This is a genomic window from Ruegeria sp. BA2 (genome assembly GCF_056539605.1).
The window spans coordinates 342,015-355,769 of record NZ_JBQFVE010000003.1; the positions used below are offsets into that span (position 1 = coordinate 342,015).

13 protein-coding genes are annotated in these 13,755 nt (G+C 57.4%); 6 read left to right on the top strand and 7 right to left on the bottom strand.

Annotated features, from left to right (window positions below):
* Positions 1–1,164, top strand: a complete 1,164-nt coding sequence (locus tag ACR0NN_RS09180; protein ID WP_170720621.1) for a M20 aminoacylase family protein — start codon at positions 1–3, stop codon at positions 1,162–1,164.
* Positions 1,165–1,181: 17 nt separating this feature from the next.
* On the top strand, positions 1,182–2,345 hold the full coding sequence (locus ACR0NN_RS09185) for a M20 aminoacylase family protein (protein ID WP_170720618.1): 1,164 nt from the start codon (positions 1,182–1,184) through the stop codon (positions 2,343–2,345).
* 78 nt (positions 2,346–2,423) lie between these two features.
* Here the strand turns inward: ACR0NN_RS09185 and ACR0NN_RS09190 are convergent, their stop codons facing one another.
* Together ACR0NN_RS09190 and moaA are read right to left on the bottom strand one after the other, a co-directional pair.
* On the bottom strand, positions 2,424–3,668 hold the full coding sequence (locus ACR0NN_RS09190; protein WP_170721820.1) for a 3-deoxy-D-manno-octulosonic acid transferase: 1,245 nt from the start codon (positions 3,666–3,668) through the stop codon (positions 2,424–2,426).
* Positions 3,669–3,723: 55 nt separating this feature from the next.
* Complete coding sequence (moaA, locus tag ACR0NN_RS09195) at positions 3,724–4,731, bottom strand: GTP 3',8-cyclase MoaA (RefSeq protein WP_170720613.1); 1,008 nt, start codon at positions 4,729–4,731, stop codon at positions 3,724–3,726.
* Positions 4,732–4,822: 91 nt separating this feature from the next.
* Here moaA and ACR0NN_RS09200 point away from each other — a divergent pair, with 91 nt between their 5' ends.
* Complete coding sequence (locus ACR0NN_RS09200) at positions 4,823–5,239, top strand: hypothetical protein (RefSeq protein ID WP_170720610.1); 417 nt, start codon at positions 4,823–4,825, stop codon at positions 5,237–5,239.
* Here the strand turns inward: ACR0NN_RS09200 and ACR0NN_RS09205 are convergent.
* Genes ACR0NN_RS09205 through glmU form a run of 4 tightly spaced genes read right to left on the bottom strand, consistent with a single transcriptional unit; the run spans position 5,227 to position 9,641 of the window.
* Positions 5,227–5,913 carry a DNA alkylation repair protein gene (locus tag ACR0NN_RS09205; RefSeq protein WP_170720607.1) on the bottom strand — a complete coding sequence of 229 codons (687 nt, stop codon included), beginning with the start codon at positions 5,911–5,913 and terminating at the stop codon, positions 5,227–5,229. The genes ACR0NN_RS09200 and ACR0NN_RS09205 overlap by 13 nt on opposite strands.
* Positions 5,914–5,915: 2 nt before the next feature.
* The gene (locus tag ACR0NN_RS09210; RefSeq protein ID WP_170720605.1) at positions 5,916–6,458 is read right to left on the bottom strand and encodes a pyridoxamine 5'-phosphate oxidase family protein; all 543 of its coding nucleotides are present in this window, start codon (positions 6,456–6,458) and stop codon (positions 5,916–5,918) included.
* Positions 6,459–6,461: 3 nt separating this feature from the next.
* Positions 6,462–8,285 (bottom strand): glutamine--fructose-6-phosphate transaminase (isomerizing), encoded by a 1,824-nt coding sequence (gene glmS / locus ACR0NN_RS09215; RefSeq protein WP_480684459.1) that lies wholly within the window; start codon positions 8,283–8,285, stop codon positions 6,462–6,464.
* Positions 8,286–8,288: 3 nt separating this feature from the next.
* Positions 8,289–9,641 carry a bifunctional UDP-N-acetylglucosamine diphosphorylase/glucosamine-1-phosphate N-acetyltransferase GlmU gene (gene glmU / locus ACR0NN_RS09220; protein ID WP_170720601.1) on the bottom strand — a complete coding sequence of 451 codons (1,353 nt, stop codon included), beginning with the start codon at positions 9,639–9,641 and terminating at the stop codon, positions 8,289–8,291.
* A 134-nt stretch (positions 9,642–9,775) separates the two neighbouring features.
* Here glmU and ACR0NN_RS09225 point away from each other — a divergent pair, with 134 nt between their 5' ends.
* The 3 genes from ACR0NN_RS09225 (at position 9,776) to ACR0NN_RS09235 (ending at position 13,006) form a co-directional block, all read left to right on the top strand.
* Positions 9,776–10,447, top strand: a complete 672-nt coding sequence (locus tag ACR0NN_RS09225) for an HAD-IA family hydrolase (RefSeq protein WP_480684461.1) — start codon at positions 9,776–9,778, stop codon at positions 10,445–10,447.
* Positions 10,448–10,486: 39 nt separating this feature from the next.
* Positions 10,487–11,677 (top strand): DegT/DnrJ/EryC1/StrS family aminotransferase, encoded by a 1,191-nt coding sequence (locus ACR0NN_RS09230; RefSeq protein WP_170720597.1) that lies wholly within the window; start codon positions 10,487–10,489, stop codon positions 11,675–11,677.
* Between the two features lie 165 nt (positions 11,678–11,842).
* Entirely contained in the window at positions 11,843–13,006 is a 1,164-nt protein-coding gene (locus tag ACR0NN_RS09235; protein ID WP_170720589.1) for an isovaleryl-CoA dehydrogenase, read from the top strand.
* 46 nt (positions 13,007–13,052) lie between these two features.
* On the opposite strand, the gene ACR0NN_RS09240 is transcribed toward ACR0NN_RS09235, so the two are convergent.
* Positions 13,053–13,658, bottom strand: coding sequence for an OmpW family outer membrane protein (locus ACR0NN_RS09240; RefSeq protein WP_170720586.1), 606 nt, complete (start codon positions 13,656–13,658; stop codon positions 13,053–13,055).
* Positions 13,659–13,755 lie beyond the last annotated feature (97 nt).

The following is a 13,755-nucleotide window of genomic DNA, read 5'->3' on the forward strand; positions in this document are numbered from 1 at the left end:
ATGCCAATCAAGAACCGACTTGCCGAAATGCACGATGAGATCACTGGTTGGCGGAGGGATATCCATCAACATCCCGAGATTCTCTATGACACCCATCGCACCAGCGCGCTTGTGGCCGAAAAGCTGAAAGAGTTTGGCTGCGATGAAGTGGTGACCGGGATTGGCCGCACCGGCGTTGTAGGCGTCATTAAGGGCAAGACCGATACGCAAGGCCGTGTGATCGGGCTGCGCGCCGATATGGATGCGTTACCGATGCAGGAACAGACGGGGCTGGATTATGCCTCAAAGACCGACGGTGCGATGCACGCCTGTGGCCATGACGGACACACAGCGATGGTTCTTGGTGCGGCGATGTACCTCTCAGAGACGCGGAACTTCGACGGCACAGCCATTGTGATTTTCCAACCTGCCGAAGAAGGCGGCAACGGGGCCGAGGCGATGTGCAAGGACGGGCTGATGGACCGGTTTGGTATTCAGGAAGTCTATGCCATGCACAATGTGCCCGGATTGCCGACGGGTCAGTTTGCCATTCGGTCCGGGCCGTTGCTGGCCGCAGCGGATGAGTTCGATATTCATGTCGAAGGGCGCGGCGGGCACGCGGCCAAGCCTCACGAGACGATTGATACCACGGTGATGCTGTCTCAGCTTATCGTGGCCTTGCAAACCATCGTGTCGCGCAATGCTGATCCGATTTTGCAGGCTGTGGTGTCGGTAACCTCGGTTGAGACATCCTCGAAGGCGTTCAACGTCATCCCGCAATCGGCGCAGGTGCGCGGCACGGTCCGGACTCATTCCAATGAGATGCGTGATCTGATCGAAAAGCGCCTGGATGAGGTTGCGCAGGGCATTGCCCAAACCTTTGGAGGCACGATGACTGTGGCCTACAAGCGCGGTGTTCCTGTGACGATCAATGCAGAAGAACAGACGGGTTATGCCGCTGAGGCTGCCATTTCGGTTGGCGGTAGTTGTGGCGAAGCGCCTATGGTCATGGGTGGTGAGGATTTCTCGTTCATGCTGGAAGAGCGCCCGGGCGCCTTTATCGTGCTGGGCAATGGCGACAGCGCAGGGCTGCACCACCCCGAATATAATTTCAACGACGATATCATTCCGATGGGATGTTCGTGGTTTGCCGAAATGGTCGAGCGCCGAATGCCGGCGGCTTGAATTAGGAGAGAGAAAAGATGCCAGTTAAGAACCGCTTTGCCGAATTGCAGGATGAAATCACCGCATGGCGACGGGATATTCACGAGAATCCCGAGATCCTGTTTGAAACCCACCGCACCAGCGCCTTGGTCGCTGAGAAGCTGAAAGAGTTCGGCTGTGACGAGGTGGTAACCGGGATCGGGCGCACGGGTGTGGTCGGCGTGATCAAGGGCAAGGCCGACAGCAACGGCAAGGTGATTGGCCTGCGCGCGGATATGGACGCCCTGCCAATCCATGAGGCGACCGGGCTGGACTATGCTTCGAAAACTGACGGCGCCATGCACGCTTGCGGCCATGACGGGCACACGGCGATGCTGCTCGGCGCGGCGAAATACCTGTCAGAGACGCGCAATTTCGACGGCACCGTTGTGGTGATCTTCCAACCCGCCGAGGAAGGCGGCGGTGGCGGGCGCGAGATGTGCGAAGACGGAATGATGGAGCGTTGGAATATTCAGGAAGTCTACGGGATGCACAACTGGCCGGGTAAACCGGTTGGCAGCTTCTCGATCCGTCCAGGCTCGTTTTTTGCGGCGACTGATCAATTTGACATCACCTTTGAGGGACGTGGCGGTCATGCTGCGAAACCTCAGGAAACGGTGGACACAACAGTGATGACGGCGCAGGCAGTGCTGGCGCTACAGACAATTGCGTCGCGCAATGCTGATCCGATTGATAATGTTGTGGTGTCTGTGACGTCGTTCGAGACATCGTCCAAGGCGTTCAACGTGATCCCACAGACTGCGCAGATCAAAGGCACGGTCCGCACCATGAGCAAAGAGATGCGTGATCTGGCCGAGCAGCGGATCACTGAGATTTGCAACGGTGTGGCAGCGACGTTCGGTGGAACTGCGGATGTAACCTATATCCGGGGGTATCCGGTTATGGTGAACAGCGATGAGCAAACCGAATTTGCGGCAGAGGTTGCGCGGTCGGTTTCAGGGGCTTGTGAAGACGCGCCGCTGGTCATGGGTGGCGAGGATTTTGCGTTCATGCTTGAGGAGCGTCCCGGGGCCTACATTCTTGTAGGAAATGGTGACACGGCTGCCGTGCACCACCCGGAGTATAATTTCAACGATGAGGCTATTCCGGCTGGGTGCAGCTGGTGGGCGGAGATTGTTGAACAGCGCATGCCTGCGGCTTGATTGGGTGAAGCGAGGGGCCAGCCCCTCGCGCTCCCCGGGATATTTATAGCCAGATGAAGATCGGATCGGTGCGTTCTGTTAGCTGAGGGACAGGCGGGAGCAGAGTGTGTCGATTACGGATTTCAGCGCTGATTTTTGTGTATTTACGCAGGCTCTGGCCGCGGCTTGCGCAGCGGCTAATTCTGATGGGTTTGACAGCCAGAGAGCGACGGCATCAGACAGCTCTTGCTTGGAGTTTATGAGAACTGCACCTCCGATTTCGACCAGCGGCTCGAATGTTTCCGCGAAGTTGAAAAATCCCGGGCCCGTAATGACGGCTGCCCCTGCTTGCGCGGGCTCGAATGGATTGTGGCCACCGATCTCTTTCAAAGACCCCCCGAGAAAGACAATCGGGCAAAGCGCGTACCAAGTTCCAGTTTCCCCTAATGTATCAGCGACATAGACCTGCGTGCCTGCTGTGATCTTCTGATCCGCACTGCGTAGAGCGCTGGATAGACCGGCATTGTTGGCGATCTTCAAGACTTCATCCCTGCGTTCTGGGTGGCGCGGGATCAGCAGCAGCAAAAGTTCCGGCCAGCGCTTTGACAACTCATTGTGGGCGGCAAGGACGGTTTCTTCTTCACCTGCATGGGTTGAGCTGGCGATCCAGACCGGACGCCCCGCGATCTGGGTTTGGATCTCGAATAGTGTGGTTTGATCCACGGGCAGCGGATCAGACATGGCTTTGAGGTTGGTGCCGGGTTCGACGCGTTCGGCGTCGGCACCCATGCCGACCAGGTTATCCGCGGTTTTTGCGTTTTGGGTCAGGAATACGTTGAAATGATCCAGAATGAAGCGCGCAGTCTTAGGCCGCTTGTTCCAGCCGTCGACCGATTTGTCTGATAGGCGCGCATTCAGCAGAGCAAGTGGCACGCCGGTCTTCGAGGCTTCTACAATCAGGCGCGGCCAGATTTCGCTTTCGACGAAGATGCCTGCGCTGGGTTTCCAGTGCTCTAAAAATCTGCGTACCGGGGCTGCGCTGTCCAACGGTGGGTATTGGTGACGAGTGCGCGGGGGCAATCGTTTAGCGATCAGAGCCGCTGAGGTCGGTGTCCCTGATGTAATCAGAAATTCGGCTTCCGGCAGGCGTTGTCCCAGGCGGTTGATCAGGCTCAGGACTGATAAGCTTTCACCAACGCTGGCTGCGTGAAACCAGATCAGCTGTCCATTGGGGTGGGGCAGGCTGGCGCGACCCAACCGCTCTTGCTGGCGATTTTCAGGAACGCCCGCTGCCTGCAGTTTGCTGCGGACTTTGCGCCAGATCAGCGGTTCGGCAAGTGTCATGGCACCGCAGTACAGCTTGTACAGCAGCGTCGGCTGTCCTTTGTGGCTTCTCAATTTAGCCGCCCGTGTGGCTCATGTGGCGGCTCATCTGTCCGTCGATGGCCTGCCGGGAATAATCGAAATCGTGCCCTTTGGGCTTGAGGTTGATGGCCGCACGGATCGCATCCTCAAGCGGCTGTTCGGTGTCGGGATGGTCGCGTAGAGGGGCGCGCAGATCGGCCATATCCTCTTGCCCGAGGCACATATAAAGCTCACCCGTGCAGGTCAGCCGCACGCGGTTACAGCTTTCGCAGAAGTTATGGGACAAGGGCGTGATGAAGCCGATCTTTTGGCCAGTTTCCTCAAGCCGGACATACCGTGCAGGGCCGCCCGTGCGCTCGGCCAGATCAGTGACCGAATAGTGATTTTCGTATTCCTTGCGAACGTCTTTGAGTGACCAGTATTGATCTAGACGATCTTCATTGCCGATATCGCCCATGGGCATGACCTCGATCCAGGTCAGATCCATGTCGCGCTCGGCACACCATTCGGTGATCTTGGGCAGCTCAGGCTCGTTGAAGCCTTTCAGTGCAACAGCGTTGATTTTGACCCGCAGCCCCGCGTTTTGGGCTGCATCGATCCCGTTCAGCACCTGCTTCAGGCGTCCCCAGCGGGTCACCTTGGCAAATTTGTCCTCGTCCAAAGTATCCAGCGATACATTCACGCGCCGCACGCCCGCCGCGTAAAGATCATCCGCAAAGCGATGAAGCTGTGAGCCGTTGGTGGTCAATGTCAGCTCTTTCAGAGCGCCGCTGTCCAGATGACGGGTCATGCTGTTGAAGAACGACATGATGTTCCGGCGCACCAGTGGCTCACCCCCCGTGATGCGCAGTTTCTCAACACCCATGTTCACGAACGTGCTGCACATTCGGTCGAGTTCTTCCAGAGTCAGAAGATCCTTTTTGGGCAGGAACTTCATGTCTTCGGACATGCAATAGACGCAGCGGAAATCACAACGGTCCGTGACAGAGACACGGAGATAGGTGATGGCGCGGGCAAACGGGTCGATTAGCGGAGCGGTCATGGCCCATAGGTAAAGCGCAGGTTGGTACTCGGCAAGAGCCAACTGCGTTTTAGGCTGGTGCAGATAGGCGCAGGCCTTTAGGATTTCTGCTATGAAATATGCGTTGATTTTGGCCTGCGCGCTTGTTGCCGGATGTGATGCGGTTCGGTCTACAACGGATCGTGTGTTTGGGAGTTCGCCAAGCGAGCCCGTACCGGAACCCGTTGCCGCAGTGCCTGCCGAAGAGGTTCCCGAACCGGTTGCAGCATCAGCCGGGTGGTCGGGTGCCAAAACGACCGTTGCCGGGCTGGGTGATCCCAACACGCCGGGGCGTTGGTTGCAAACGCCCCTGGTTGAGACTGAAATCAACGGTCGCGTGGTCGTACGGCGCACAGGTGCACAGGCTTATGTCACGCTTATTCCCGCACCGGGCCCCGCAGGCGGTGGCGGTCGGCTGTCGCTTGAGGCGATGCGCGCCTTGCTGGTCCCGTTTGATGAGCTGGTCGAGTTGGACGTTTATTCCGACTGAGCGCGCAGGTATTTGCCGGCTTCTTTACGGGCAAAGGGTTTCATGGCAGTGCCGTGCGTATCAAGAAACGTGACGACGCGCTGCGGATCATGTTTTGACAACTCGCGCAGCCACCAGGCGATGGATTTCTGGATGAACCAATCGCGATCCGGGACATAGCCCGCCGCCCATCCCAGTATACGGTCACGGTGCCGAAGATCCTCGGGCTTGGGATGGTTCTGTTTGGTCCAGGGCAGGGTGGCGACCAGAGCGGCGCGGCGGGTCCACATATGGTTAGAACTTGTCCAGTTTTCGACCAGATCCAGGCGAGAAGGGTCCGCCAACAGCCTTTTCTGCATCGCCGTACAAGCGTGGTCGGCAATCGCCCAAGCATCAAAATCTGGCAGCCAGCTTTGCAGCAGATCCCAAACGCCCTCATCCGGTCGGATACGCGCTTGTGTCAGCAGCTTGCCAGCGGCCACGCGTGCCTCGTGAATATTGCTGTCCCACAGATGTTCGGCCAATGAAACACGTTCAGGCACCGTCAGGGATTGCCGCCAACCTTTGCTCAGATCATTCAGAACTGGATTGGCAACGCCCAGATAAGGGCGATCAACCTTGTGATAGGCCGCCATCTGAGCCGCCTTCTCGGGGTCGGAATGCGCCTTGATCTGATCTAAATAGGTGTCCAACACGATCAGCTCGGCACGCCGGTTGGCTTGCCATCCAGCGTTTTCTGGTTCTTCTCAGACCAATAGGCGCGGATTTCATCATCTGATTTGCCATCGACCCATTTCTGCATCGTGTCTCGTTCAGACTGGTATTCCATGAAGGGCACGGCATAGCCGCACGAGGTCTGCACCAGATCGATATCGACATCATAGATCTGCCGCGCACTGCGGTGGGTTGGGAAAAGCGCGGCTAATTCCTCCCAATCCTTGTCGCCATTATGCACTGTGCGGGTTGTTCCATACGTGCGCAGAATCAATGGGCGCGTTGTGAAGGAACACCACATCAATGTCATGCGATTGACCTCAAGCAAGTGACCTGCCGTTTCATTGCCGCTGCCGGTCAGGTTCATCCAGACGATCCGATTTGGCCCCAGAACGCGCAGTGAATCCATACCTTTGGGCGAGATGTTAACTCGACCATCCGGTGCAGCGGTTCCCACAAAGAACATGTGCTGGTCTTCGATGAAAGTGCGCTTTGCTTCGTCAAGGTCAGGAAATTGCTTGGCCATGGATCATTCCACCGTCACAGATTTCGCCAAATTACGCGGCTGATCCACATCGGTGCCTTTGGCCACAGCCGTGTGATAGGCCAGCAGTTGCGCGGGTACCGAGTATAGGATCGGTGCGAGGCTGGTGTGGATATGCGGCATCCGGATGGTGCTCCACACCCCATCTTCAGCCTCTGCGATACCATCATCGTCTGAAACAAGAATGACCTTGCCTTTGCGGGCCATCACTTCCTGCATGTTCGAGACGGTCTTATCAAAAACCGCATCGCGTGGGGCCATGACGACAACCGGCATGTTTTTGTCGATCAAGGCGATGGGACCGTGCTTGAGTTCTCCTGACGCATAACCTTCGGCGTGGATATAGCTTATTTCCTTAAGCTTCAGCGCGCCTTCCATTGCCAGCGGGTACATAAGGCCACGGCCCAGGAACAGCACATCGCGTGCCTCAGACAGGCGTTGAGCTGATTGGCGGATGGCATCGTTCTGATCCAGCGCTGCGTTGAGCACCGTCGGCAAACCACGTAGCGCCGCCGCGTGATCGGCCAGCTCTTCATCGGTCAGCGTACCCCGGTCAGCGGCGGCTTTGAGGGCTAGCATCAGCAACACGCTGAGCTGGCAGGTGAATGCTTTGGTTGAGGCAACGCCAATCTCAACACCCGCATGAATCGGCAGCGCCACATCGCTTTCACGCGCGATCGAGCTTTCCGCAACATTCACGACCGAGACAATCTTGTCTGCCTTGCCTTCGCAATAGCGCAGCGCCGCCAGCGTGTCGGCAGTTTCGCCCGATTGGCTGACAAACAGCGCCAGGGTCCGGTCCGAAATCGGAGGCTCGCGATAGCGGAATTCGCTTGCAATATCGACCTCAACCGGCATCTTTGCCAGCTGCTCGAACCAGTATTTCGCCGTCAGACAAGCGTAGAATGCAGTACCGCATGCCACCATGGTCAAGCGGTCGAGTTTGCTGAAATCCAGATTTTCGCCGGGCAGCACGACCTGATCGCCACCTGTGGGCAGGTACGAGCGGATAGCCTCGGCGACCACGACAGGCTGTTCAGCGATTTCCTTGGCCATATAGTGTTTATGGCCACCCTTGTCAGCGCGCGTCTGATCGATTTGGATCTGTCGCACCTCACGATTGGCGAGCTCACCGGTTTCCGTGCGGATTTCCAACGACGTGCGGGTCAGCACCGCGCGATCGCCCTCTTCAAGATACGTGATGCGATCCGTCAGCGGGGCCAACGCGATCGCGTCAGAGCCGACAAACATCTCACCATCGCCGTGACCAATTGCCAAGGGAGAGCCCTTGCGCGCCGCGACGATCAGGTCTTCTTGCCCATCAAACAGAAAGGCAAGCGCAAATGCGCCTTTGAGCCTGTCGATGGTTTTAAATGCGGCGTCGACCGGAGACAGGCCTTCGGACATATATTGTTCCGTCATCAGGGCTACGGTCTCGGTGTCGGTATCCGTGACGAAGCCGACACCGTGCACGGCCAATTCGGCACGCAGCTCGCGATAATTTTCGACAATACCATTGTGCACAACGGCGACCGGACCAGCCTTGTGCGGGTGCGCGTTGTTTACTGAAGGGGCACCGTGGGTCGCCCACCGGGTATGACCGATTCCGGATTTTCCCGGTAAAGGTTCGTGCACCAGAAGGTCACTTAGGTTCACCAGTTTGCCAACGGCCCGCCGACGCCCCAAGGCGCCCTCGTTCACCGTCGCGATACCGGCGCTGTCATAGCCGCGATATTCAAGGCGTTTCAGGGCCTCGACCAGAATAGGGGCTGCTTCGTGGCTGCCCAGAACTCCAACAATTCCACACATAACTCAGGCTCCTTTGTCGCGGCGAGCCTTCTTCGCCTTCAACATCTCAAAAAATTTGCGCGCGTAGCCGGGCTTGTTTTCCTGCTTGGCGCGTGCAACTGCCAATGCGTCTGGTTCAACATCCTTGGTCACCACGGTGCCCGTCGCGGTCATTGCGCCATCACCCAAGGTAACCGGGGCGACCAGCATCGTGTTCGACCCGATGAACACGTTTTCCCCGATGGTTGTTTTGTGCTTCATCACGCCATCATAGTTACAGGTGATGGTTCCCGCGCCGATATTTGTTGCCGCCCCAACCGAGGCGTCGCCGATATAGCTGAGGTGATTCACCTTTGCGCCCTCGGCGATTTCCGCGTTTTTGATCTCGACAAAATTGCCGATCTTTGCGTTTTCCGCCAGTTCGGTCCCCGGGCGTAGACGGGCGTAAGGGCCGACCACGGAACCTCGGCTGACATGGCATCCTTCGAGATGTGAAAAAGCCCGGATTGTCGCGCCGCTTTCGACCGTCACATCGGGGCCAAACACAACATTGGGTTCGATCACGGTATCGCGGCCAATGACTGTATCGGCGGCCAGATAGACGGTATCGGGCGCCATCAGCGTGACTCCAAGTTCCAGCAGAGCAGACCGCGCCTGTGCTTGAAAAACCGCATCTGCCGCTGCCAAATCGGGGCGCGAATTGATGCCCAAGGTCTGTGCCTCGTCGCAAGCCACTGCGGTGACGTTTAGTCCTCGGTTGCGCGCGATCTCGACGACATCGGTCAGGTAGTATTCACCGGATGCGTTGTCGTTATCTACCGCATCAATCAGCGAGAACAGAGTTTCAGCGTCGCATGCCAAAAGACCTGAATTACAAAATGTTATGGCGCGCTCTTCATCTGATGAATCCTTGAACTCGACAATCCGTTCCAAGGCGTCACCGTTCATGACCAAGCGCCCGTAACGTGCTGGATCAGCGGCTTCGAAGCCAAGAATGACCAGATCATTTTCGGCCCGCGCATTGATCATCCGCTCCAGCGTATCGGGCTGCAAAAACGGCGTGTCACCATACAAGACGACCACATCACCTTCGAACCCCTCCAACGCTGCGCGCGCCTGCGCGACCGCGTGGGCCGTGCCCAGCTGTTCCTCTTGCACCGCAATGCTGGCATTTTCATCTTCGGCTTCTGCCACGCGTCCGACCGCTTCGGCGCCGTGGCCGGTGACGATAACGGTGCGCTCGGGTGACAGGACCGCTCCGGCGCGCATGGCGTGGACCAACATCGGTGCCTGCGCAATCGGGTGCAGAACTTTGGGAATATCAGAGTTCATCCTTGTGCCTTTTCCGGCGGCAAGAATGACAAGGGCAGTGCTCATGAAATCGTTTTCTCTTTTGTTTTGTCGCGGCCCGTTTTATCCGCTGTGGGCAAAGGCGCAAGCGGTTCAGCCATCAAAGAAGATTGCCGTTTGCAACACGACATGGCGGAATCCCGCCGGTTCAGGAGGTGAGCATGCGTACGGTAATCTTCGATCTGGATGGAACTTTGGCGGATACATCCGGCGATTTGCTGGCTGCGGCAAACCATTGTTTTCGCCAGATGGGCCATGGGGATGTGTTGGTTCATGATCAAGATGCCGGTGTTGCACTACGCGGAGGGCGTATGATGCTGACCCATGGTTTGAAGCGCGTCGGGGCCTATCGCGACGATACGGTATTGGCATATTATCCGGTTCTGCTTGAGGCCTATGCCGAGGCGATCGACACGCATACCTACTTCTATCCCGGCGCACTCGAAGCCGTCGAAGTGTTAACAACTGCGGGCTATGGAGTGGGCATCTGTACCAACAAACCCGAAGGGTTGGCAGATTTGCTTTTGACCCGGATGGGCGTGCGGGACCGGTTCGCATCTTTGGTCGGGGCCGATACGTTGCCGGTGCGCAAACCCGATCCCGCGCCTTTGCGCGAAGCGGCGCGTCGCGCTGGTGGGCACCCTGATCACTGCGTGCTGATTGGAGATTCGGATACCGACCGGAACACGGCCCGGGCTGCGGGCGTGCCGTCGGTGTTGGTGACGTTTGGCCCGTCAGGCGATGATATGGCTGCGCTGGAGCCTGAAGCCTTGTTGCATCATTTTGATGATTTACCGAAACTGGTCTCCGATTTGATCGGAGCAGCAGCGTGATCCCTTGACCCGCTTGAGACTCAGCATCAAAACAGACCTATGACCGAGATATTCACTGGCAATTTCACCCAGCAGGAACCCATCCCCGAAGAGGCGATTGAGGCGGCCGTGGCCGTCATGCGCCATGGCCGCTTACATCGTTACAACGTGGCACCCGGCGAGTTGAGTGAAACCGCACTTCTGGAACAAGAGTTCGCCAGCCAGATGGGGGCGAAGTACTGTCTGGCGGTCTCATCAGGAGGGTATGCTCTGGCCACAGCTTTGCGGGCTGTTGGCGTGAAAGCGGGTGATCCGGTTTTGACCAATGCTTTCACTTTGGCACCAGTGCCTGGATCAATTGCGTCGGTTGGCGCAAGGCCAATCTTTGTTGGCGTAACCGAAGCGCTGACCATAGATCTCGATGATCTTGAGGCCAAGCTGGACCAGGCCAAGGTGCTGATGCTCAGCCATATGCGTGGGCATCTGTGCGATATGGATCGCCTGATGCAGATGTGTGATGCGGCGGGGGTGATTGTGATCGAAGATTGTGCCCATACCATGGGTGCTGCATGGCGTGGACAATTGTCTGGGAGGCAGGGGGCCATCGGGTGTTACTCGTGCCAGACGTATAAACACGTTAACTCGGGCGAGGGCGGGTTGCTAATCACAGATGACCCTGAACTGGCGGCGAAGGCCACGATGCTGTCAGGGTCCTATATGCTTTATGAACGCCATCTGGCTGCGCCGGAACCGGAAGTGTTTGAACATATCAAATATAACACCCCCAATGTTTCAGGACGTATGGACAATCTGCGCGCAGCAATTCTGCGGCCGCAGCTGCGTGATCTTGACCGACAGGTGCAGCGCTGGAATGAGCGGTATAGCGAGATCGAGCGCGGTCTGCGGGAAACGCCTGGTTTGACGATCGTGGAGCGGCCGAAAGATGAGACGTATGTCGGTTCATCGATCCAGTTCCTGTTATTGGACTGGACGCCCAAGCGCATCGCCGAAGTTATCAAGCGCTGCGCCGTGCGCGGGGTTGAGTTAAAATGGTTCGGCGGTGCGGAGCCTACGGGTTTTACCTCTCGCTATGACAGTTGGCGTTATGCGGATAGCGATCCGATGCCTGCTAGTGACCGGATATTGTCAGGGATCATGGATATCCGCGTGCCGCTGACCTTCTCGCTTGAGGATTGCGCTCAGATCGCACGCATCATTCGTGCCGAGGTGGGTGCGGTTTATCAGTCGTAATCCAGCGGAGTGCGCTTTCAGCACACGCTCGATGTTTCAAGAACGCCGTCCCCTTTGGAGGGGCGGCGTTTTGCTTTGGTCTGCGCGTCGTCGTTGACCGGAGGCAGATTCGCTGGTATCTGGTTATTGAACACTTGTTCATTAATGCAATCGGAGGAGCCCTGCATGTTTATGGCCACTATGCAATTCGATCTGGGCGAAGACGTGAATGCCCTGCGTGAGATGGTCCATCGCTGGGCGCAGGAGCGGGTTAAACCGATGGCGGCAGAGATTGACGCGTCCAATGCGTTTCCGAATGAGCTGTGGAAAGAGATGGGGGAGCTTGGACTTCTGGGCGTCACCGTGCCTGAAGAGTATGGTGGGGCGGGTATGTCCTATCTGGCTCATACCATTGCGGTGGAAGAAGTGGCGCGGGCCTCGGCCTCGGTATCGTTGTCTTACGGGGCACATTCGAACCTGTGTGTGAACCAGATCAAGCTGAACGGTTCGGAAGACCAGAAGCAAAAGTATCTGCCGCGTCTGATCTCGGGCGATCATGTGGGTGCTCTGGCGATGTCCGAGCCCTCCGCGGGATCTGACGTTGTGTCGATGAAGCTGCGGGCCGAGAAGCGGAACGATCACTACCGCCTGAATGGTAACAAATACTGGATCACCAACGGGCCGGACGCGGATACTTTGGTTGTTTATGCCAAGACGGACCCGGATGCGGGGTCAAAGGGGATTACTGCGTTTCTGATCGAGAAAGAGATGAAGGGCTTCTCGACCTCGCCCCATTTCGACAAGCTCGGGATGCGGGGCTCGAATACGGCTGAACTGATCTTTGAAGACGTCGAAGTGCCGTTCGAAAATGTGCTGGGCGAGGAAGGTAAGGGCGTTGCTGTCCTTATGTCCGGTCTGGATTACGAGCGTGTCGTTTTGGCCGGGATCGGGACCGGAATCATGGCAGCCTGTTTGGATGAGGTGATGCCGTATCTGGCCGAGCGTAAGCAGTTTGGTAAACCCATTGGCAGCTTCCAACTCATGCAGGGCAAGATTGCAGATATGTACACTGCGATGAACTCGGCCCGGGCCTACGTCTATGAGGTTGCCAAGGCCTGTGACCGAGGCGATGTGACCCGGCAGGATGCGGCAGCCTGCTGTCTGTACGCATCAGAGCAAGCAATGGTGCAGGCCCATCAGGCCGTTCAGGCGCTGGGCGGGGCCGGGTTCTTGGCAGATGCACCCGTCAGCCGGATTTTCCGCGATGCAAAGCTGATGGAGATCGGTGCGGGCACCAGCGAAATCCGCCGCATGCTGATCGGCCGCGAAATGATGCATGAAATGCTGTGACTGAATACCCCGCAGTTCAGTGAACCACGGGGCTTCTGAAAATGGATCAGAACCGATGAACGTAAGACAGTCCAACCAGGAACGGGTCAATCTCGGCAGTGCCAATATCGGCGCCGTTCAGTTTGACGTCCGAGTCGATGTCGAACCAGCGCACGTTCAGACGCACGGCGCCGTTATCGGTGACCATGTAATCCACACCAGCTTGCAGCGAAACGCCGAAGGAGTTGTCCAGGTCCAGATCACCCAGCGGAGAGTCTTCTTCGAAGAAGATGGTGTAGTTCAGACCAGCTCCGACATAGGGCTTCCATGCGCTGTTGGTCGGGAAGTGATAGTTCAGCGACAGGGTGGGCGGCAGATGTTTGACGCTACCCGCGTCAACGCTGCCACCCAGCGTGACGTCATGCTTGTAGGGGGTCGAGGCCAGCAGCTCGATCCCGAGGTTGTCTTGAATGAAATATTCGACGGTGAAGATCGGGCGGGTGTCCGAGTCAATCTCGGCGTCAAACCCGGCGAGCGTGCCATTGTCGGACTTGGGGTCCAGATAGCCGACACCGACACCAACCGTCCAATCGCCCTGAGACTGGGCGAATGCGGGTGCGGCCAGCGCGATGAGTGCGGCGGAGAGGGTCAAAGCGGCGAGTTTATTTGTCATTGTCATGCCTTTGCTTGCGGTGATGCAGATGTTTTGGATGCCGCGGTGCAGAAACGCTCTGATCTGTATCAAAAACCAGTGGCCATGGGATTGGGCG